The organism is Photobacterium sagamiensis, assembly GCF_050337085.1.
In the GTDB taxonomy this organism is placed as follows: domain Bacteria; phylum Pseudomonadota; class Gammaproteobacteria; order Enterobacterales; family Vibrionaceae; genus Photobacterium; species Photobacterium sagamiensis.
Genome location: NZ_JAKJSP010000063.1, coordinates 1 through 21,808, shown reverse-complemented (window position 1 = coordinate 21,808; position 21,808 = coordinate 1). Strand labels below are relative to the sequence as shown.

The following is a 21,808-nucleotide window of genomic DNA, read 5'->3' as shown; positions in this document are numbered from 1 at the left end:
GAACATGAGCGAACTATTTAAAACAGTAGAGAGCGTCTTTGAGAAGATGTTCGGGGAAAAGAACGAGCATTTAATTCAGGCTCCTGGTCGAGTCAATCTGATTGGCGAACACACTGATTACAATGATGGCTATGTTCTTCCTTGTGCTATCAACTATCAGGCAGCAGTTGCAGCAACCGAACGCAATGACAATCTGATTCAGGTGGTTTCAGTCGATTATGGATACGCGACTGACTCTTTCTATGTAGACCAAGAAATTGAGCATCACCCAGAATTCATGTGGGCCAACTACATTCGCGGCGTTGTGAAGTGTCTAATTGCTCGAGGCTACAAAGTTGGCGGCGCTGATATCGTAGTTAGCGGCAACGTCCCTCAAGGTGCCGGGCTTAGCTCTTCTGCTGCGCTAGAAGTGGTAATTGGTCAAACATTCAAGCGACTATTCGAGCTCAAGATTGACCAGTCTGAAATCGCACTTAACGGCCAACAGGCAGAGAACGAGTTTGTAGGCTGTAATTGCGGAATCATGGATCAGCTCATCTCAGCTGAAGGCATGAAAGACCATGCTTTGCTTATCGATTGTCGCACTCTACAAACCTACCCTATTGGCATGCCTAAAGACATGTCTGTTGTAATCATTAACTCGAACAAGAAACGCGGTCTTGTTGATAGCGAATACAATACTCGTCGCGAACAGTGCGAAGCGGCAGCTAAATTCTTTGATGTCAAAGCTCTGCGCGATATCACCATTGAGCAGCTTAATGAACGCGCCAGCGAAATGGATGAGCTTGTCTTGAAACGCGCTCGTCATGTTGTCACCGAAAATCAACGTACACTAGATGCTACAAAAGCACTTGTAGAAGGCGATATAAAGCTAATAGGTCAGCTTATGGCTGAATCTCATGCTTCTATGCGCGATGACTTTGAAATCACGGTATTTGAAGTGGATACGCTAGTAGATATCGTCAAAGAAGTAGTTGGCGATGAAGGCGGTGTTCGCATGACAGGTGGTGGTTTTGGTGGCTGTATCGTTGCTCTAGTTCCCCCTCACCTTGTTGAAGATGTTAAAGGTGCAGTAGCTTCAAAATATGAGGCAGCAACCGGCATTAAAGAATGCTTATATATCTGTAGCGCAGAGGACGGGGCCTGGTCGTTCTAAGTCTCTGAAATAAAGCCCCAGAAAGGGGCTTTTTTATGGCCTACTATCTCTTGCAGGAGCAAAGTTCAGTCACTAGTGGCAACACACAAAGGATAACTAATGACAGGTTTAACGACTCAATTAAGAACTGAATTCCTAATAACTTACATGCTGCCATTGGCTCTGCTAGTTACGGCTGGTTTCGCCATTCACTACGTCTATAAAGATAGAAAAAAGAAATAAGCAACATCTTCTCCAGCCAAAATGTCTTTACTGCATGAAGGTTCTAGATGGTTTCACCTGCCTGCAGGGGGAGCACCGGCCGGAGACGTGAGCGTATGCTCATATTGCCAAACCGTACTCGAGTTCAACGAAGACGGGCTCTTGCCGTTTGTCACTGCCGCCACCATAGAGGACATAGAGTTGCCCTACTTACAAGAGGCACAACGCGTTGTTGCGAAAAGAACAGCGGCGAAGAGTGGTTCTACGATGAGATCGATGCTGGTGGCACGAAAGTCGTTACTGCTTATAAGCACGAGAAGTACAGTCGTCGCTTTGGCTCGGTAGTTACCTTTAAGCGTTATGACTTTGAGAGCAACGAGCTATGACAGAAAACCACCCGATATTCATCAAGCATATTGCTCGACTTAAGTTTATCGAGGCGATGATCCTCAACTATGGCGGCTTTAATCGAATGCACATAGAACGAACCTTCAACTTGAGATTACATAAAAAAAGCCCCTCCATTGAGGGGGCTTTGTCTTATTAATGTCTAAGTTAGAATTCTACTTTACCAGTACCGGTAAACTTACCGTTTACAGAGTTAACAGTGATTTCTTGGTCAGTAATAATCCAGCCAGAACCGTCTTTATTAACTTTCCAGTGTGGTGCTTCGAAATCAATACCAGTGCCAACAACAAGATCACAGTTCTCATCAACGAAAATACCGCCAATGTGAAGCACGCCTAGAATTGGGTTGGTGTGAGCGTGAGTGTTACATACAGGGAAAGCCTGCATTGACATGTATTTCGCAACTTCAATCAGAGCTGGATCAATTTCTTCTACGTGAGCATCTTGGTTTTCTTGATCTGGAATAATTTCGCCTTCTGCGCCTTCGTCATACCAGCCTTCCCAAGATTCACCCTTATTAAGTAGAGACTCAGGAGCATTCCAAGCGTCAGGGCCAGAAAGAACACCATTCCAACGTGTTGGGTATGCTGTGGTCTTATTGTGAAGGCTCATCTTCTCTAGGTTTACAACAGCCCAATCGCGACGACCACACTTAGCAGCACCAGCAGCTAGTTTTTCGTTGATTGTGTACCAAACACCACCGCGAGAAGCGCGACCTTTACCAGTGTGAGGAAACATAGTACGCGCACCTAACGGGCTATCTTTGCCGTTAAAGTCGTCAACATACTTAAGAACGCTATCAACTAGACCAGCATCTTCGGCTGCACCACAAAGAAGAGCGAATGCTTGAACTTCGATCCAACAAATATCATCACCTACTATTTCACCAGTTGGAACAACTGCGCGAGAGAAGTAAGTGCCGTTGTGAGACTTAGCAACCAATGCACGTAATTCTGCGGCATGTTCGCGAGCTTCTTTTTCAATCTCTGGCTCACCTAGTTTCGCCATTAGACCAGCAAACTTAGGTAGAACCCATGCTGCAAGAGCAGAGTTAAATACAGAACCGCCTTCTTCGATCATTTGTAGACGATCATAGTCACCAGCGAAATCTAATACATCATCCTGCCAATCAGCATTCCAAATACGTGGATGGCCACCCGCACCGCGACCAACAACGTCGATGAAGAAACGGAATTGACGGATTAGGTTTTCTTTAAGAGTCACAGACTCTTGCTCATGCTCAGGGTGGTAGTATTGCATCTCACCGAAAGCTTTAAGGTCGCCAGTCATGGCTAAGTATTCACAAGCAGCCCATAAAGCCCACAGACCTTGATCTGATGGACGGAAAGAAAGCAGGCTTGGCTCTTTGTCAGAACCTAGTGTGAACGGTAAATCACCATCTTCTGAACCCCAACCTAGAGTATTGCGTAGACACTCAAGAGACAGTTTAGGCTCCATGTATGCCATTGCCACAGCGTACTGTAGCGGATCGCGTGGTGCCGCGTTACAACCGATATCGAAGCCGTAAGCAGAGCCTTGGTTAATAGTGAAATCGCCGATGATGTTATCTTTAAATACCATGCCGTAGATAGCAGCAGCATTCCATACAAGCTCAGCAGACATGTAAGGTAGGTCTTCGCAGCTACCTGTAGGTAGACGCTTAATAGTTGCTTCTAGAGTTTCTTGGTAGAAGTTCGCTGGTACTTCAACTTGTGCTTCGTCGTAACGGCCAAAGCGGAAGTAGAATTCTTTAGTTTCGCCTGCTTCTAGAGTTACTTCGCCAGTAAACGTAAATGTTGGATGCTGTTCGCCATTTGTAGCAGCTTCGAAGCTTGCATTGTAAGACTCAATCATCATCTTAGCTGGTGCGCCAGCAAAGTCGTCATCTGCAAAGATTTCTTGAGCGATGATTTGGTCGCCAAGAATTACATCATAGCTAACCTCTTGAGAAAGCTCTTCACGGTCTTCTGGGGTTACCATTAGTTGAGCGTATAGAGGCTTAAGACGCCATTCCTCAGAAAGCTTGAATGTACGAGTTGCTTGACCTTCATCAAGGCTTACACGAACACGGATGAATGCCCAAGGGAAATCGCCTTCTGGCATGATCATTTCACGGTCTAGGTGTAGACCATTGTGAAATGGGTGAACAGAGAAAGAAGTAGGGCCAAAGTGACGCTCAGGAGTGCAACCTTCAGGAGCGTTCTTAATAAAAGTACCCCAAGTCGTACCGTCAGCTTCTTCGATATTAGAGAAGCCAGTACCGCCAGTTTGATAATCAGCTTGAGTCAACCAGCGAGAACATTCTAGTTCATCCCACATGCCTGATGTGCCGTAGTTATCAACTAAGAAAGAAACAGCTTTGTTACCTATGTAATGGAAGTTACGACGAGTAACTGGGTGTGGCATAGGTTCCCACTCACACTCAGGAGTAGTTAGAGGGTTTACCTTGTAGTTAAACGTAGGTAGACCATCTTTCATGATCCACTCACCAAAGATGCTGTTGCCTTTAAATTCTTTTGAGTTCACGTCTATTTTCATTTTTATTTACCTAGATAAAAAAAGCCCGCAATTGCGGTTATTATTTTTGATGAGCCATTACATAATTTGCTTCAATACTTCTGACTTCTCAGCGTCAGTAATTGTACCTTCATGCACGTAAGCAACCTTTCCATCTTTAAGAACAACAACAGCTGAGCTTTCTGGCTGTAAATCCCACTCATAGAAAACTTCGCCATTATCATCAAGAACTGTTTCAACGTTAGGCTTTGCAACTTTTCCGTCTTTGATCGCGCCTTTGATAAATACACCTGCACCAAACGGAGCATCGTCACCGTTAACTAGTTTGTAGTATTTGATGTTCTTGCTGTTTTCAAGTTTTTCATTCAAATCTTCAGGCGTCATTTCGTTCGCACTAGGGCGAGCTGCTGCAGCAATAATTACCGTAGTACCACTTGTTGGAAGCTGAGCAGTATTCCATTTATTGAAATCAACATCATCGCCTGATACCGACGCGATACCGCCCTCTGAAACTGTTGCAGCAGGAAGAACTTTGCCTACTTCGATGTTATGAGCAGATGCGATTGTAGGGATAAGAGCGAAAGCTGCCGCCAAAGAAAGAATTTTTGTTTTCACGATAATTTCCTATGTGTATTTAATAATTCGAACATAGGTTGATACACCTAATGGTTGAAAAAATAGACATGACGCACCTTTGTAAGATAATGGGCGGCATTTGTTAAATATCGTAAATGAAACTGAGCTGGATTAAACCAAAACTTAGCTTGAATTTTGACGAGGCAAATATGAACCTTAAATTGTTATGGATAATTAGCGGTATTGTCTACATATTCCTAGCTACCGATGCCGCATGCAACTATCGAGCTAACCAAGCAGCAGAAGGTAATAGTGAAATCATGCAATGCAGCTCTGAGAATCCACTATAAATAAAGGATACAATCCTTTATTCAACAAGGCGTAAACAGGGAGAAGATCATGCCAATCATAAAAGCAACAACCCTTGCCATAGCGGGCTTCACAGCAGCCACCTCCATCACGGGCGGCTTTTTTGTTAAAGATGATGTAGTTCAAACAAGCCAAATCGCAGCCACATACGCAGAGCAAAAAATTGACCAGTACTTCGAAAGTGCTGCTAAACAGGAGCTACAAAAGATTGACCAACACATACTATCTGGCATTGATGTGCCATAAAAAACATCACTTCACTTAAAGGCGACTATTCATATAGTCGCCTTTTTTGTATAAAAATTAAGATAAAATGAGACAAGCAACACACAAATAATATAGCAGCCAATTTTTGTTAAATATCATAATTGTTGGCCAATAGCGAAAGGAGCAGCATAAGGCTAAATCAAACACACATTGGAGTTCCACGTGACTAAGTTCTTTGAAGGCATCGAAAAAATTAAATTTGAAGGTGCTGAATCTACTAATCCTCTCGCGTTTAAAGCGTATGACGCTGAGAAAGTGATTCTTGGCAAAACAATGGCCGAGCATCTGCGCTTTGCTGCTTGTTACTGGCATAACTTCTGCTGGGAAGGGACTGACCCATTCGGCCATGCAACTTATGACCGCGCATGGCTTAAGAGCCATGACCCAATAGAAGTTGCTAAGATGAAAGCTGACGCTGCATTTGAATTCTTCACAAAACTTAGCGTTCCTTACTACTGTTTCCACGATACTGACGTTGCTCCTGAAGGCGCAAACCTAAAAGAGTACATTAACAACTTCGCACAGATGGTTGATGTACTAGAGCAGAAACAATCTGAAACCGGCATGAAGCTTCTTTGGGGTACTGCAAACGCATTCTCTAACCCTCGCTACATGTCTGGCGCGGCTTCTAACCCTAACCCAGAAGTATTTGCTTACGCAGCAACTCAGGTATTCAATGCTATGGGTGCAACTAAGCGTCTAGGTGGTGAGAACTACGTACTTTGGGGTGGTCGCGAAGGTTACGAAACACTTCTAAATACTGACCTACGTCAAGAACGCGAGCAGCTAGGTCGCTTTATGCAGATGGTTGTTGAGCACAAGCACAAGATTGGTTTTGGCGGCACGATCCTAATTGAGCCTAAGCCACAAGAGCCAACTAAGCACCAGTACGACTACGATACAGCAACTGTTTATGGCTTCCTTAAGCAATTCGGTCTAGAGAACGAAATCAAAGTAAATATCGAAGCAAACCACGCTACTCTATCTGGTCACAGCTTCCAGCACGAAGTGGCAACAGCAACCTCTCTTGGTCTATTTGGATCTATCGATGCTAACCGTGGCGATGCACAACTAGGTTGGGATACTGACCAGTTCCCTAACAGCGTAGAAGAAAACGCGCTTGTTATGTATGAAATCCTAAAAGCGGGTGGCTTTACTACCGGCGGTTTCAACTTCGACACCAAGCTGCGTCGTCAATCTATCGACTCTGCTGATCTATTCCATGGTCATATTGGCGGTATGGACACAATGGCTCTTTCCCTTGAGAAAGCAGCTAAGATGATCGAGAACGATGTGCTGGCTGAGAATGTTGCAGATCGCTACAAGGGTTGGAGTTGTGATTTAGGTGCGAAAATCATACGCGGTGACTTCTCTCTTGAGTCTCTAGCTGACCACGCTGTAGAAGCTGACATCAATCCTAAACCAGTTTCAGGTCAACAAGAGCACCTAGAAAACGTAGTTAATCAAATTATCTTCAAGTAAAAATAACAACCGATTAAAAGGCAGCCATTGGCTGCCTTTTTTTTACCCTAATCGAAGTGAGACCAAACGCTCATAAAACAAATAGCGGATGTTGTTTGTTAAATATCGTAATTGTTGAAAAGTCTTTCTAAGAGCAGGATTAGCAATAGAAAGACCACACACCTTAATCCAATATAATGGAATTATAACAATGAAAGATTACAAGAAATTACTTCTTGCTGGCGTTATTGCCGGAATATGTTCTGGCTCAGCAGTGGCCGCAGACGACTCATCTACAACAGAAGCAAAAGAAGGCGTTCGTTTTGCTGTGCCAATTGGCCCATTCTATGATCCAATCTTCGACCTTGCCGGTTCTGTTATCCCTACAATGCTTTATGAGACAACTCCTGGGGCAAAAACCTCTTCTACGAAGCTATTCGGCATCTATGGTACTAACGGCAACTGGGTAGTTCGAGCTGAATCAAACAACTATTTTGGCGCTAATAGCGATTGGCTTGTTACCGGTATGGGTAACTACACGTATGCGAAGCTAGATGTTATGGACTTCATGGGCCTGAGTGGAAGCCCTACTGTAGAAGTTGAACAGGACACCTTGATTATTGAAGGTACTGTGCAATACCAAATTTTTGAGGACGCTTATTTCGGCCCAGCATTCTCATACACCGAAACTGAATTTACTCGTGATGATCCAAATCCATTTGGATCGATCAACATGATCACGGATAAAACAATCACATCGTATGGTGCGGTATTCACTTTTGACAATCGTGATAACGAACAAACGCCTACAAGCGGCTACTTTGCAAAGATTCAAGCAAATCAGTTGGAAGTCGAAAACACAAATGGCGCAGTTATCCCTGACTTTGTCCCTGTTATGGGCGGGTTTTCTCTAAACGGCGACGAGAAGTATGCAAACGTTAAAGCAGATTTCCGTACGTATGCTCCAATTGGTGACGACACAACATTCGCATTTAGAGCAAAAGCTCACTGGAATGACGATGAAGCACAAACAACTGTGGCTTCTCTAGATTCAGTTGCTTACGGCTTCACAATGGAAATTGCAGGTCGTAGTGCTATTGGTACCGACCTTCAACTGCGTCACTGGCTAACAGAGAAAGTCGGTGTAGTTGGCACAGTTGGCCTCGCTAAGGCAATTGATGTGAATGAAACAACTGGTGATGACAGTGTTCACTACGCAGTAGGCGGCGGTCTACGCTACATGCTTGTACCAGAAGACAAGTTAAGCATGCGTCTTGACGTTACCTACAACGACCAAGAAGAAGACAACGTACTAGTGTTCTTCAACGTATCTGAAGCATTCTAATCTTCATCTCCTGAGAGGCCGCACTGCGGCCTCTCTTTCCTTCTAAAGAGGCCAACTATGCAACTTTCTCAACCGTATAGCGCATTTGCAAAAAAGCAGATGAAAATTCAGTTCACCATTAACTTCGTTCTTAATGGCCTATTTACTTGGGTTGCTTTCCAAGCAGCTCAGGAAACACTTTATATCCCAATTGGCGGCATGGATAGCATGCTTCAAGACCTTCTAGTTACTAACTTCTTCCTATGTAGCTGTGTATTCTTCTTTGTACACGCAGACGCTAAGAAATTCCTGGTTAAAGAATCTCTATCCGGGCATTGGATAAATAAAGACAGCGACATGCTTAAGTACATCAACAAATTCAAGCCTGTTGATATGACTATGAAGAAGGCAATCTTTAAGATTTTCTTTAAGGCTGGCATTGTCGTTCTTATTCTGATGGGCATTATGTCGCTTATCACACCTGAAGCCGGTATTCCTTGGTATGGCTACTGGGCGTTTAAAGTAGCTTACGCTTGTACTCTTGCAATAATCATCGCTCGTGGTGCTGTAGCTGTCGGCACAGTTAACCCTCAAAGTATTAATGCCTAGCTCGACAAAAAATAAAAACGGGACAGATTATTATCTGTCCCTTTTAGACTACTGAAGAACCCCACTCAAAAAGTGGGGTTCTCTGTTTTTCAGTCCCATATGAGTTAAAACTCATCTGCTATCTACTTCCCAACACCCTCTTTGTCAGATTTGCAAGCGACAAAGAGATATAACCCACAATAAACATTTTAGAATCATTTTTGTCAAAAAACGTAATTTAGCCTGAGTCATATATTAGTGACAATGAAGCCTGATCATTAAATACCATTCTATTTGTACCCTAATACCTTAACGTAGGATTTGCTATGAAAATCAAGATTAATACAGAGCGAACCAAAGGCAATGTAAACCCAATGATTTATGGCCATTTTGTCGAACACTTCCATCGTCAAGTTTATGGTGGCGTTTTTGACCCATCATCTAAGTTTGCTGATGAAGTCGGCCTTAGAACTGACGTCATTGAGGCATTAAAGCAAATTAAAACGCCAATTATGCGTTGGCCTGGTGGCTGTTTTGTTGATGACTATCGTTGGGAAAAAGGTGTTGGAGAAAAGCGTACTCCTGTTTTTGACAAAAACTGGCGCGTTGAAGAGCCGCATACGTTCGGTACTGACGAGTTCATAAATTTTTGTCGTAAGATTGAGGCTGAACCATTCATTTGTACTAATGGGGGCACAGCAACTCCTGAAGATGCAAGTAATTGGATTGAGTATTGTAATTTAGAAAATGAAGGTGAGTTTGCAAAGCAACGAATTGCGAATGGCCATAAAGAACCTTACAACGTCAAATACTGGAGCATCGGTAACGAAAATTACTACCCTATGCAGATTGGACACAAAGATGTTGAAGAATGGTCAAAATTCACAGCGCAATCAGCGAAGCTTCTAACTCGAATTACACCTAATCTTGAATTATCAGTGGCGGCAACGGTTTCCGATCTTGATTGGACATACAAGATCCTTAAAGAGAACAAGCATGAGCTTAAGTGGATTTCGCTTCACGGATACTGGGATGCGGTTACGTGGGGTGAGTGGGGACATGTTGACACAACTTACGGTATCCCAGCTGTATTCCATAGTTTAATCCCGTATATCTCTATGGACGGTAAGAATGCTAACTACGAAAAAGTTATGTCGATTCTAAACCACCCTGAATTGCCAGTTAAAAAACTACGCGGCGTCTTTGATTCTCTTGACATTGACCATATCAAAATTACCTATGACGAGTGGAATTTACGAGCTTGGATGCATCCTTGTGTTACAAGCGGTGTTACCAAAGAAGAGTACTTGTACCCTCGAAACATGACCGATGATAACAGCATCTATACTATGGCTGATGCACTGTTCACGGCTGGTTTCTTAAATATGTGTATTAGAAACAGCGATATCATTGGCATGGCTAACTTCTCGCCTGTTGTTAATGGTCGTGGTGCAATCTTCACTCACGAAAACGGCATTGTTAAGCGTAGTACGTACCATGTGTTTGATCTGTACGCTAACAAGATGGGCGACAAGTTTGTTGATACATGGTCAGGTGACATTGAGAAGTACGAAGTTAATGATGTGGAAGTAGACGTGTTTGACATCGTTTCTGCTATTCGCACCTCTGATAACGTTCTGACTGTTTCTGTGCTGAACAAACACGCAACAGACAGCAAGCCGCTTAAGCTAGCATTTGAAGGCGACATCAATCCTGTCAGTTACTCAATTCACTCTGTTGTTGGTACACACAAGGACGCCTACAACGATATTGACCGTACTGATGTCACTACAGAGCAGACTGCCTCTGACAAGCCGTTTGTTGCTGGTGAAGAAATTGAATTTCCTCCACACTCAGTAAGCATCATCGAACTAAAGCTTTAATCTTAGTTCGCTATTGTTATTAAACAAAAATCAACGCCTCAAAGGGACAGATTATTATCTGTCCCTTTTTTATGACATAGGCCTGATTAAACACAGAATATTGCGATTTGTTAAATATCGCAATTGTCCAAAAATCATAACGGAATAATCTGTATTAAATAACCAATACGGAGATATAACTGTGTTCTACGAAAAGATTGGCGCAAGCAAAAAGTACTACGAAGAAAAAGCCACAAAAATTCTTTCTGAAATGACTCTAGAAGAAAAGGCTTTGCTGCTTACAGGTAACTACCGCGTTCTTAACAATGCGTACATCAGCAGTGTTCTAAAAAAAGGGAATTTCTATAACCCTCTTCCAATTAACACATTTGGTTGTGATCGATTAGGCGTTCCACCTGTAGGCTTCTCTGATGGTCCTCGTGGCGTTTCAATGGGATTCTCTACTTGTTTTCCAGTATCCATGGCTCGTGGCGCTACATTTGATCGCGACATTGAAAAAGATGTTGGTCAGGTAATTGCAAAAGAAGTGCGTGCCTTTGAAGGCGGTAACTACTTTGCCGGTATCTGTATTAACCTTCTTCGCCACCCTGCCTGGGGCCGTGCTCAAGAAACTTACGGGGAAGACCCGTATCATGTAGGCGAATTTGGTCTTACGTTGACAGAGCAAGTTCAAGACCATGGTGTAATGGCCTGTGTTAAACACTACGCCATGAATAACATCGAAAACTCTCGCTTCCGTGTTGATATCCGTGTTGACGACCGTTCACTTCACGAAATCTACCTACCTCACTTCAAAAAATGTGTGGTTGATGGTGGCGCCGCATCTCTAATGGGCGCATACAACCTGTATAACGGTCATCAAGTTTGTGAAAGCAAAGAGTTAATGACTGACGTTCTTCGTGGCATGTGGGGATTTGAAGGCTTTGTTTCTTCAGACTTCTTCTTTGGCATTCGTGATGCAATTAAAGCTCTTAATGCCGGTATGGATATGGAGATGCCTTCTCCTATTTTCTATCACAAAAATATCGTGAAATACGTTAATGATGGCTCATTAGACATCAGCGTTGTCGATGAGTCTTGTCACCGAGTAATACGTACCACTCTCGCTTTCACTGAGAAAGAAGATAAGCAGAACTACAGCACTCATCTATCTGCATGCACAGACCACACTAAAGTTGCTTTGCGTGTAGCTGAAGAGTCTATGACTTTAATTAAAAACGAAAATAACGTTCTTCCACTTCCTCAGACAGTTAAGAAAATACTTGTCGTCGGTGATTTTGCGCTAACTGCAAATTTAGGAGATCATGGCAGTAGCTCTCTTGAGCCTAACTATACGGTTTCTCCTATGCAGGGTATTAAGAGCTACTTTGGCGATACTGTAGAGATCATTCATTGTGGCGATAAAGAAATCGAAAAAGCCAAGAAATACGCTTCTGAAGCAGAAGTAGTTCTTATCTTTGCTGGTTGCGACCATACCGACGAAGGTGAGTTTTTGGTGCCAGATAAAGGCGTTGACTACGAAATCATTTCTCAGGGCTATCGAAATCTTGATATGCCAAAGAAAGCATGGCTGTGTAACAAGCTAGTAATGGGCGGTCAAAAAGACATTACTGCTTCTGACGAAGAAGGCAAAGGTGTTGGCGGTGACCGTTCTCGATTAGGCGTTCGCAACTCGCAAGCGGAGATGATTCGTCAGATTGGCCGCATTAACCCTAACACTGTAGTTAATATCATTGCCGGTTCTATGATTATGACTGCTGATTGGGACGACCAAGCCCCTGCCATTCTATACAACTGGTATTCAGGTATGGAAGGCGGCAATGCACTAGCAAAAATTTTATTTGGTGATGTTAACCCAAGTGGCAAAATGCCGTTCAGTACGCCTTACAGCGAAGAGCACCTTCCATACTTCAGCACCAAAGATGATGTATTTACATACGACTACTATCACGGCTACTACTTGCTTGATAAGAAAAACATCAAGCCAATGTATCCGTTTGGTCATGGCCTAAGCTACACAACTTTCTCTCAGAGCAATCAGTCTTGCGAAGTATTTGATGACCGCATTCGTGTGACAGTTGATGTAACCAATGCCGGCGAGGTAGATGGCAAAGAAGTTGTTCAGGTCTATGTTGGTTACGAAGGCTCTACTGTTGAGCGTCACAAGAAAGAGCTTAAGGGCTTTGAGAAGGTTCTAGTTAAAGCTGGTGAAACTAAGAACGTGTCTATCGACGTGATGGTCAAAGAACTTGAATACTTCTCACCTGAAAAGCAAGAATTCGTATTTGAAGAGATGAATTATCAGCTGTATGTCGGCAATAGCTCATCAGAGGATGCGCTCATTAAGCTAGACGCTAACTTGTATCCAGAAAAAGCACTATCTGCGTAGCTTTAAACAATAAGCAAAAAGGGCAGTTTTAACTGCCCTTTTTTTTGATTTTGACTGATAACGCAAAAAACAAGTGGCAGATAGTATTTGTTAAATATCGTAATTGTCAGCCCACTTATATAAGAGCATTATTTGTTCAAAATATAAACTGGGTATAGAGATGAAAGACAATATAAAAGGCATTGTTGACCAACTTACCATTGAAGAAAAAGCATCCCTTCTTACTGGTCAAAATTTTTGGGAAACCAAAGCAATTGATCGCTTAGGCATAGACAGCATCATGCTTACCGATGGCCCACACGGTCTAAGAAAGCAAGAGGGAGATGCAGACCATCTAGGTCTAAATGGCTCAGTAACCGCAGTGTGTTTCCCTACGGCTTCGGCAGTTGCTTGCTCTTTCAACGAAGAGCTTGCTGAACGCATGGGCAAAAGTTTAGGTAGTGGTGCAAGGGACGAAGATGTTTCTGTATTACTTGGCCCTGGCAATAACATCAAGCGCTCCCCTCTTTGCGGCCGCAACTTTGAATATTTCTCTGAAGACCCTTTATTGTCAGGGAAAATGGCTAGTGCAATGATCAAGGGCATTCAATCTGAAGGCGTTGGATGTAGTCTTAAGCACTTTGCGGTTAACAACCAAGAAGATCATCGCATGGTTGTTAATGCTGTTGTTGACGAGCGAACTCTCCGCGAAATCTACCTGGCCGCATTCGAAATACCCGTCAAAGAAGCGAAGCCTTGGACGGTAATGAGTTCTTATAACCGAATTAACGGCGTATATGCTTCAGAGAATAGCCGTCTTCTCAATGACATCTTACGGGACGAATGGGACTTTGATGGCGTAGTCGTTAGTGACTGGGGCGCTGTTGACCATCTTAGCGCTGCCGTTGCAAATGGCATGGATTTAGAAATGCCTACGAGTGGCGAAGTTGGTCCGAAGAATGTAATCAAGGCACTTGAAGAAAAGCGCATCACAATTGAACAGATTGATACCGCAGTATCTAATCTTATCTATCTAACAGTTCGTGGCAAAAACATAGAGGCGAGCCCGTACTCTATTGATGAAGCTCATGACATCGCGAGAGAAGTGGCAGAAGAGTCAATTGTTCTTCTTAAGAACGAAGACAATGTTCTTCCTATGAGTGACGGCAAGTATAAAAAAATTGCTGTCATCGGTGGATTTGCTAATACCCCACGATATCAAGGTAGCGGAAGCTCAAAAGTAAGCCCTTACAAGGTCAGCACTCTTTTAGATTCTCTTCGTACTGAGTGTCACAGCTCTGAAATCGAATTTGCGCAGGGTTACAGCACTAACACTGACAAAGTCTGTGAGACGCTGATTCAGCAAGCAGAAGAGCTATCCAAGAACTCAGATGCAGTCGTTCTTTGTATCGGTTTGACTGATGATTATGAGTCAGAGGGTTTTGACCGTACTCATCTTGATATGCCTACGAATCACCTTGCTCTTGCAGAGCGAGTAATGAAAGCCAATAGCAACGTAATCGTTGTTCTTAGCAATGGCTCTGCTGTGAAGATCCCGTTTGAGAAGTCATGCCCTGCAATCGTGGAAGGCTGGTTAACCGGTGAATCTGGCGCAGAGGCAATGGCTCGAATTCTTACCGGTAAAGCCAACCCTAGCGGTCGTTTGGCAGAAACATTTATTCGCGACGAATCTCAAGACCCGTCTCTGGGTAATTTCCCCGGCAAAAATCACGAAGTTGTTTACGAAGAGGGGATCTTTATTGGCTATCGCTCTCATCAGAAGAAAAACAATGATGTGCAATTCCCATTTGGGCATGGCTTGAGCTATACCGCCTTTGACTATAGCAACCTACAAGTTACACGAGAAAGTGACCTTAACTATAAAGTCTCTGTTAGCGTGACTAACACCGGCTCTGTAGCAGGCAAAGAAGTCGTTCAACTTTATGTTGGCGAAGAATTCCCAATTTTAGACCGTCCTATCCGCGAACTTAAGCGTTTCGCAAAGGTTCACCTTGAACCCAAAGAATCCAAAACAGTCATATTCAACCTTGACCCTCGCTGCTTTGCTTTCTTTAACGTCAGCATTAGCGACTGGTGTATTACTTCTGGCGACTTCTTAGTTGAAGTTGGGAAATCGTGCGAGCATATCGCTCTAAGTGAAAATATTCACGTAAATATCTCCGCTTCCCTGCCAAAGATTTCTGCCGAAAAAATATTTGTAAACAGACAAGTATTTGCCAAAAGCATAGAAATTAATCGTAACTTCACCGTTTCAGATCTTGAGCGTCATCCTGTTGGCAAATTCTTGTACAAGAAGATTATTGCTGGCGCAGCTGGTGGCGATGAAGGCATGGCGTCTAATGATGCAATGGTTCAAATGGCTAAAGAATTGCCTCTACGTAACTTGGTGTCATTCAATGGCGGCAAAGATATGGATGAAGGAACATTGGATTTCATCATCAAGGCTCTCAACTCAACTCGACATGACAAGATTTTTGGCAAAGCTGTCGGTCTAATCACTCGTTTCATCAAATAAGGACATGAGCCCCGTTAGGGGCTCTTAATAGTGCGCATGAAGCATTTACTTGCTTTATTGATATCCATTTCCAGTTTTGCGGTGATTATTCTATTTCCTGAGTCAAAACCGGTTATCAACATTTTCACATTCGTAATGGCGATGTCTTTCTTCTATTTCCTAATGAAGAGAGAAGAAAAGCGGTCTGGCAAAAAGATCAGCTTGTACTTCAACGTCATTAAAGAAGACGAATAATTAATTCAGAAATAGATATTTTTTCTTTGGAGATACAATGAAAAAAGCAAAAACAGCGTTAGCTATTTGCACAGCGCTTTCCTCATTCGCTGCAATAGCACAAGACGACGCTAAAGTGCCAACAGCTATTGAGACTAAACCAACTCAGCCGAATATCGTATATATTCTTGCCGATGATTACCGCTATGACTTTCTTAGCGGAAAAGGCCATGAGTTTGTTAAAACCCCAAATATTGACCGACTAATGGAGGAAGGCGTTTCTTTTGACAATGCCTTTGTTACCTCTTCACTAAGTAGTCCGTCACGCGCAAGCATGATCACTGGTCTAAACCCTCAACAACATGGTGTTCAAAACAATTTTACCAAGTGGGATAACAAGAACGTTACCTACTTTGAATATTTGAAAAAAGCTGGCTACCAAACAGCATTCATTGGCAAATGGCATATGCCTGGTGGTCTTCCTGCTCTTCGCGGTCTAGATGAATACATTTCTTTTGAATGGATGCATGGTCAAGGCGATTACTATGGGACACCTTATATTGCCAACGGTGTTGAGCTTGATTACGGTGTTGCTCCTATGGACGGCATTGAAATGAACGGCTACATCACCGATGAGCTAACCCAAATGAACAATAAGTTCATGGAAAACAGCGTAGCGGCAGGCAAGCCATTTTCTGTTTACTTGTCTCACAAGGCTGTCCACTTGCCTATGATCCCAGATGAGGAAGCTAAAGGGCGCCATAAAGATCAAAAGATAACATTGCCTGAAGGTTCTACTTCGTGGGCGTCTATGACTGACTCAATGTTCAAGCATACGATGTTCACCACCATCGAAGGCAAAATCAAAGACTATGCTGAGACAGCAGAAGCGCTAGACCAACAGATTGGCGTGGTTTTAGATAAGATTGATGAGCTTGGCATTGCTGACAACACCATTGTGATCTTTGCTGGCGATAACGGCTATATGTGGGGTGAGCATCGCTTAATCGACAAACGTTGGGCTTATGAAGAGTCTATGCGCATTCCGTTTATCGTTAGATACCCTGATGGCATCAAAAACCCGGGTACAAATAAAAAAGGCATGATGGTCAACATTGACCTTGCCCCTACTCTGCTTGATATGGCCGGTATTGACATCCCTGACCACATGCAAGGAAAGAGCCTTAAGCCTATTCTTGACGGAGAAGTCGAGAGCGTTCGCAACGAATGGGTTTACAAATACTTCAAAGACTTCCCATATCCTGCCCCTGAGCAAACAGCCCTTCGAACTGAGCGTTATAAGCTGATCACCTTTGAAACTAGCAAAGAAGACGAACTATACGATCTAATTGCTGATCCAGAAGAGCGTCACAACCTGATTGATAAGTCAGAGCTGAACGACATCAAAGCAGACTTATATGCGCGACTAGACAACCAAGTGGAAAGCATTGAAACGCCACTAAGTATCAAACCAGTAATTAAGGGCGAATAAGATGACTTTTACGCTACCAAAAAAGCAATGGTACACATCATTAAGCACACTTGCTTTATTGATTCTGACGACTATCGCCTTTGACTATGGCTGGAAAGCTGGCATGTCATTAGAGATGGGGAATACATTTGGCCTAATGGTATTTTGCATCATTCTTACCAGTGGCCCAATCTCTTATATCGGCGCACGAGTAGCCGGTTCTGTTGGTAAAGAAGCCATTAAGATTGCTTTGCTTGTCCCGTTCCTATGGCACATGAAGGAAATCTATAACGCTATCGAGTTCTTTGGCGTAGCAGAAGGCATATATGCTGGCCTGCAGGGATGGTACATCTTCTATTACTGCTTAATCTTTTTATCGTTTGGCCTGATTGAAGTAGTCGCACGAATGATAGAAAAATTTGTTCAAAAGAAAGAAGTTAAGATCTTACCTGCCCTTCTTTACTTCCTACCGTTCATTATTATTTTTGGCATCGAGAGCTATTTCTGGGGTGCTATGGGTTATGACCCATTCATTCTGATGGGCTACTTAGATGTGTATCTAATGATTTTTGGTTAATTAATTGGGCTGCATTGCAGCCCATTTTTTCGAGACAATAGAATGAAAATATCTAAATCTGCTCTGGCCATATGTACGGCACTTATTGCCGCTCCATCTCTAGCGCAAGAACAGCCAAACATCCTCTTTCTTGTAGCTGAAGACTTAAGCCCTAGAATTGGGGCTTTTGGTGATGAAGTTGCCATTACACCAAATATCGATATGCTGGCGGCCAAGAGTGTCAAAGACACGAACGTTTACACGACATCTGGTGTTAGTGCCCCTTCTCGAGCAGCGTTGATCACCGGCGTACACCAAAACGCTATTGGCGCTGGTGGCATGCGTACCTCTGATTACTAGCTTTTCAACGACCAAGATTACCTGACAGTTCCACCAGCTCATATCAATGCATTTCCGGAAATTTTGCGTCAGTCTGGGTACTGGACTTATGAGAACAGCAAGCTCGACTATCAATTCTCGGGACCATTGCCAAATCAGGGGCCATTTACCATATGGGACGCTGAAGCAAGCTCAACTCAAGGTGTTTACTGGAACAAACGGCCAGAAGGCAAGCCGTTCTTTGGTATGTACGCATTCTTAGAAACACACGAATCAGCCCTATTCCCGCGTTGGGACTTCTCTCGGGGCATAATTCAGTCAATCATGGGTATTCGCAATTGTAACTCCAGATCAAGTCACTGTGCCGCCTTATTTCCCTGATACCCCTGCAGTTCGTGAAACTATTGCCATGCAGTACAACAACTCGATCACAATGGATGAGCGAGTTGGCGAGATCCTTGCTCAGCTTGAAGAAGATGGGCTGTCTAATGACACAATCATTATCTGGACAACAGATCATGGTGACGGTTTCCCTCGAGCTAAGCGAGAGGTGTACGACTCAAGTCTAAAAGTGCCGATGACCATCTATTGGCCTGAAAAGTGGCGACCTAAGCACGTTAAGGCTGGTACTACGGATGACCAGCTAATTAGCTTCGTCGATATAGCTCCAACAATCCTGTCTATGACTGGCGCTGATATTCCCGAGTATATGGTAGGTAAGGACTTTACTGTTGAGGGCGGCGCTAATCGCGAATACATCTATGCAGCCAAAGATCGCATGGATGAAGCAGAGGATCGCGTTCGTGCTGTAAGTGATGGCCGATTCAAATATATGCGCAACTATCGCACCGATGTTCCTGCAGGTCAGCATGTCGCTTTCCGTGATGGTATGGTGATGATGGATGATATGTGGAGAATGCGCGAAGAAGGTACTTTGACTGCTGAACAAAATCAGTGGTTCGACTTGCAATCTGAAGAGCAGCTATTTGACACTCTAAGCGACCCTGACGAGCTTAAAGATATTTCTAATAACCCAGAGTACAAAGAAACCTTAGAGCGCATGAGAGCACAGCTAGCGAAGTGGCAAGAACGCGATGAAGACTTCCGTCTAATCCCTGAGTCTGAGCTGGCAGAGGAATTCTGGCCTAACAGCGTTCAGCCGATAACGGAAAGCAGCGAATTGAACGTTTGGAACGGAAAAGTCGTTATCACTAACGATAACCCTGCTGCGTCTATTGGTTACCGTATAAACGGTGGGGCTTGGCAGCTATACACTAGGCCCATTGAAATCACTGATGACATGAACAATATAATCACCAAAGCTATTCGCTATGGCTGGGCAGAAAGCGAAGAGACATTTATTAAGCTTTAAACAAAATTAAGCCCCTCGATTAAGGGGTTTAATACATCTTATGACATAGGGTATTAAATATCAGATTTCTGGCTGAGTGCTTTGGTCACAAGCATGTATTTCATCGACATTCATCAACGCACAGCTTTATGGCGCCATAAGGAGAAAGGTATTTCCATAATCATGATTCAGTTTGCGACCGAGCCCAATAAAAGAGCATTGCGTTCTATCCTTCGTCAAGATTGGGAAAGAAATAGTCCGATGGCTGTGATATCACATCAGTAAATCAACAATACGCAGAGTACAACAAGAGCCTATCATGATGGTAAGGAGGAGTTATTATTTTGTGGGAGTCCGCTGTGACTTCTAAGAAGTCTTGCTGGACTTCCGTAAAATGATTGAGCAAAAATTGACAATTAAAATTGCACTAGAAGTTCTAGGTGACCTCAGAGAAGTCTCATGGGACTTCTGGATATTTCACTAGATTACGCCATTCATTATCTAGAAGTCACAGCGGGCTTCTCAGAGGTCTCAGATAACTTTATTTTCTTCTACCAGCAAATAACTAGCAGTCCTGACAGGGAGAAGAGGTTGTCTTGTTTGAAGCTCAACGTTACCCCAGCCCTCGGATATATATCAGGCAAATCCGGCACCGAACTGAAACTGAAGGCTAATCCCGTATCTGTATGATAATTGGTCCAACTCGGCACCGAACGGTGCTGGAATAACAGCGTAAACCGTGACAGAAAAAAGGGGCCGTCTTTTCTGAAGCTCAACGTTACCCCAGCCCTCGGGTATATATCAGGCAAATCCGGCACCGAACTGAAACTGAAGACTAATCCCGTACCTGTATGATAATTGGTCCAACTCGGCACCGAACGGTGCTGGAATAACAGCGTAAACCGTGACAGAAAAAAGGGGCCGTCTTTTCTGAAGCTCAACATAATCTCTACCCCCGGATATATATCAGGCAAATCCGGCACCGAACTGAAACTGAAGACTAATCCCGTACCTGTATGATAATTGGCCCAACTCGGCACCGAACGGTGTCGAGATAAATTACAAGTCAGAGAAAGGGAAGGCGCATCATCCAAAGTCGGCACCGAACTAACACCATAAGTGTCGATGACATATTGCCGGAATCACCAAAGCCGGCACCGAACAAATAAGGAACGATATGACATTACAACGTGTGCGCTAACCATTCACCAATACCCGTCGGGTTTCCACTCATTTTTTTACTACGCTGGATAGACGCTGATCAAGCAGATCTCCTACCTGGAAAAAGTGGCTGTGGCACAACGTGATATTGTCACGTATGAGGCAAAGGGGGCAAAACAGAAAGGAACAAGCGAACAACACTTGCATAGGAATTCGAATCAGACTAACTGCTGAAGATCGCCATTTTTCTTGCAGGCTTTTGGGCTGAATTAGGCAATAAGACCTACCAGCTAGTTACCAATTGAATCTATCTGATAATGCTTAAGCCAAAAAATAGTCTGCTTAGGGGATGTATAGATAGACCAAATTCACTTTTCCCCAAGCGTGTTAGTCTTTTGCATAAGCTGATTCAGATACACAAGTAGGAGCAGCGTATCTTCTCAAAGACTGGTGCCAGCAATCAGGCATAGTGAAACATCCATATTCATTTCCATCACCTGATGAAAAGTGCAGTATTTTAGGTATATGGCCATGTTCACAACCTTCTCGCCAAGGCGCTGTACCTATTCTACTGCCACTGCCCGACGAAAACTGTACGGTTCTAGGTCTAACGGCATCAGTATCGACTACCCGCCAAGGTGCGTACCTATTTCTACTGTCTCTGACCGGCGAAAACTGCAGTGTTTTAGGTATAGCGGCATAGGTACCGGCCACCACCTATGGCGTAGTACCTATTTTTACTGTCACTGGCCGATGAAAACTGTACGTTTCTAGGTATAGCGACACCAGTACCGGCCACCACCTATGGCGTAGTACCTATTTTTACTGTCACTGGCCGATGAAAACTGTACGTTTCTAGGTATAGCGACATCAGTACCGACCACCACCTATGGCGWAGTACCTATTTTTACTGTYACTGGCCGATGAAAACTGCAGTGTTTTAGGTATAGCAGCATCAGTACCGGCCACCACCTATGGTGTAGTACCTATTTTTACTGTCACTGGCCGATGAAAACTGTACGTTTCTAGGTATAGCRACATCAGTACCGACCACCACCTATGG

General features: G+C 43.6%; 16 protein-coding genes. 14 read left to right on the top strand and 2 right to left on the bottom strand.

Annotated elements, in window-relative coordinates:
- Positions 1-4 precede the first annotated feature (4 nt).
- On the top strand, positions 5-1,156 hold the full coding sequence (gene galK / locus L4D76_RS24275) for a galactokinase (RefSeq protein ID WP_428443440.1): 1,152 nt from the start codon (positions 5-7) through the stop codon (positions 1,154-1,156).
- 317 nt (positions 1,157-1,473) lie between these two features.
- Positions 1,474-1,743 (top strand): hypothetical protein, encoded by a 270-nt coding sequence (locus L4D76_RS24270; protein ID WP_428443439.1) that lies wholly within the window; start codon positions 1,474-1,476, stop codon positions 1,741-1,743.
- Positions 1,744-1,912: 169 nt separating this feature from the next.
- Here L4D76_RS24270 and L4D76_RS24265 read toward each other — a convergent pair whose 3' ends face one another.
- Together L4D76_RS24265 and L4D76_RS24260 are read right to left on the bottom strand one after the other, a co-directional pair.
- Positions 1,913-4,303 carry a GH36-type glycosyl hydrolase domain-containing protein gene (locus tag L4D76_RS24265; RefSeq protein ID WP_428443438.1) on the bottom strand — a complete coding sequence of 797 codons (2,391 nt, stop codon included), beginning with the start codon at positions 4,301-4,303 and terminating at the stop codon, positions 1,913-1,915.
- Positions 4,304-4,360: 57 nt separating this feature from the next.
- Entirely contained in the window at positions 4,361-4,897 is a 537-nt protein-coding gene (locus L4D76_RS24260) for a YtfJ family protein (protein ID WP_428443437.1), read from the bottom strand.
- A gap of 360 nt (positions 4,898-5,257) precedes the next feature.
- On the opposite strand from L4D76_RS24260, the gene L4D76_RS24255 reads away from it, so the two are divergent.
- From L4D76_RS24255 to L4D76_RS24200, 12 genes are all read left to right on the top strand, one after another.
- Positions 5,258-5,473 carry a hypothetical protein gene (locus tag L4D76_RS24255; protein WP_428443436.1) on the top strand — a complete coding sequence of 72 codons (216 nt, stop codon included), beginning with the start codon at positions 5,258-5,260 and terminating at the stop codon, positions 5,471-5,473.
- A gap of 183 nt (positions 5,474-5,656) precedes the next feature.
- Positions 5,657-6,976: a xylose isomerase gene (gene xylA / locus L4D76_RS24250; RefSeq protein WP_428443435.1), complete on the top strand. Its 1,320-nt coding sequence runs from the start codon at positions 5,657-5,659 to the stop codon at positions 6,974-6,976.
- A gap of 190 nt (positions 6,977-7,166) precedes the next feature.
- Positions 7,167-8,300, top strand: a complete 1,134-nt coding sequence (locus tag L4D76_RS24245; RefSeq protein ID WP_428443434.1) for a BamA/TamA family outer membrane protein — start codon at positions 7,167-7,169, stop codon at positions 8,298-8,300.
- Positions 8,301-8,357: 57 nt separating this feature from the next.
- The gene (locus tag L4D76_RS24240; RefSeq protein WP_428443433.1) at positions 8,358-8,888 is read left to right on the top strand and encodes a hypothetical protein; all 531 of its coding nucleotides are present in this window, start codon (positions 8,358-8,360) and stop codon (positions 8,886-8,888) included.
- Positions 8,889-9,193: 305 nt separating this feature from the next.
- Positions 9,194-10,750, top strand: a complete 1,557-nt coding sequence (locus L4D76_RS24235) for an alpha-L-arabinofuranosidase C-terminal domain-containing protein (protein WP_428443432.1) — start codon at positions 9,194-9,196, stop codon at positions 10,748-10,750.
- Between the two features lie 181 nt (positions 10,751-10,931).
- Positions 10,932-13,139: a beta-glucosidase gene (locus L4D76_RS24230; RefSeq protein ID WP_428443431.1), complete on the top strand. Its 2,208-nt coding sequence runs from the start codon at positions 10,932-10,934 to the stop codon at positions 13,137-13,139.
- A 160-nt stretch (positions 13,140-13,299) separates the two neighbouring features.
- A complete protein-coding gene (locus L4D76_RS24225; RefSeq protein WP_428443430.1) occupies positions 13,300-15,654 on the top strand; it encodes a glycoside hydrolase family 3 C-terminal domain-containing protein in 2,355 nt (784 codons plus the stop codon).
- A 30-nt stretch (positions 15,655-15,684) separates the two neighbouring features.
- Complete coding sequence (locus L4D76_RS24220) at positions 15,685-15,888, top strand: hypothetical protein (protein WP_428443429.1); 204 nt, start codon at positions 15,685-15,687, stop codon at positions 15,886-15,888.
- A gap of 37 nt (positions 15,889-15,925) precedes the next feature.
- Positions 15,926-17,359: a sulfatase-like hydrolase/transferase gene (locus L4D76_RS24215; protein WP_428443428.1), complete on the top strand. Its 1,434-nt coding sequence runs from the start codon at positions 15,926-15,928 to the stop codon at positions 17,357-17,359.
- A gap of 1 nt (position 17,360) precedes the next feature.
- Complete coding sequence (locus tag L4D76_RS24210) at positions 17,361-17,915, top strand: hypothetical protein (protein ID WP_428443427.1); 555 nt, start codon at positions 17,361-17,363, stop codon at positions 17,913-17,915.
- A gap of 42 nt (positions 17,916-17,957) precedes the next feature.
- A complete protein-coding gene (locus tag L4D76_RS24205; RefSeq protein WP_428443426.1) occupies positions 17,958-18,254 on the top strand; it encodes a sulfatase-like hydrolase/transferase in 297 nt (98 codons plus the stop codon).
- A 340-nt stretch (positions 18,255-18,594) separates the two neighbouring features.
- Positions 18,595-19,605, top strand: a complete 1,011-nt coding sequence (locus tag L4D76_RS24200; RefSeq protein ID WP_428443425.1) for a sulfatase/phosphatase domain-containing protein — start codon at positions 18,595-18,597, stop codon at positions 19,603-19,605.
- Positions 19,606-21,808 lie beyond the last annotated feature (2,203 nt).

Excerpts from the sequence above, each read along its gene's own strand:
- L4D76_RS24265 (WP_428443438.1), bottom strand. The coding sequence starts at position 4,303 with ATGAAAATAGACGTGAACTCAAAAGAATTTAAAGGCAACAGCATCTTT.
- L4D76_RS24210 (WP_428443427.1), top strand. The coding sequence starts at position 17,361 with ATGACTTTTACGCTACCAAAAAAGCAATGGTACACATCATTAAGCACA.
- L4D76_RS24255 (WP_428443436.1), top strand. The coding sequence starts at position 5,258 with ATGCCAATCATAAAAGCAACAACCCTTGCCATAGCGGGCTTCACAGCA.
- L4D76_RS24245 (WP_428443434.1), top strand. The coding sequence starts at position 7,167 with ATGAAAGATTACAAGAAATTACTTCTTGCTGGCGTTATTGCCGGAATA.
- L4D76_RS24235 (WP_428443432.1), top strand. The coding sequence starts at position 9,194 with ATGAAAATCAAGATTAATACAGAGCGAACCAAAGGCAATGTAAACCCA.
- L4D76_RS24270 (WP_428443439.1), top strand. The coding sequence starts at position 1,474 with ATGCTCATATTGCCAAACCGTACTCGAGTTCAACGAAGACGGGCTCTT.
- L4D76_RS24240 (WP_428443433.1), top strand. The coding sequence starts at position 8,358 with ATGCAACTTTCTCAACCGTATAGCGCATTTGCAAAAAAGCAGATGAAA.
- galK (WP_428443440.1), top strand. The coding sequence starts at position 5 with ATGAGCGAACTATTTAAAACAGTAGAGAGCGTCTTTGAGAAGATGTTC.
- L4D76_RS24215 (WP_428443428.1), top strand. The coding sequence starts at position 15,926 with ATGAAAAAAGCAAAAACAGCGTTAGCTATTTGCACAGCGCTTTCCTCA.
- L4D76_RS24205 (WP_428443426.1), top strand. The coding sequence starts at position 17,958 with ATGAAAATATCTAAATCTGCTCTGGCCATATGTACGGCACTTATTGCC.
- L4D76_RS24225 (WP_428443430.1), top strand. The coding sequence starts at position 13,300 with ATGAAAGACAATATAAAAGGCATTGTTGACCAACTTACCATTGAAGAA.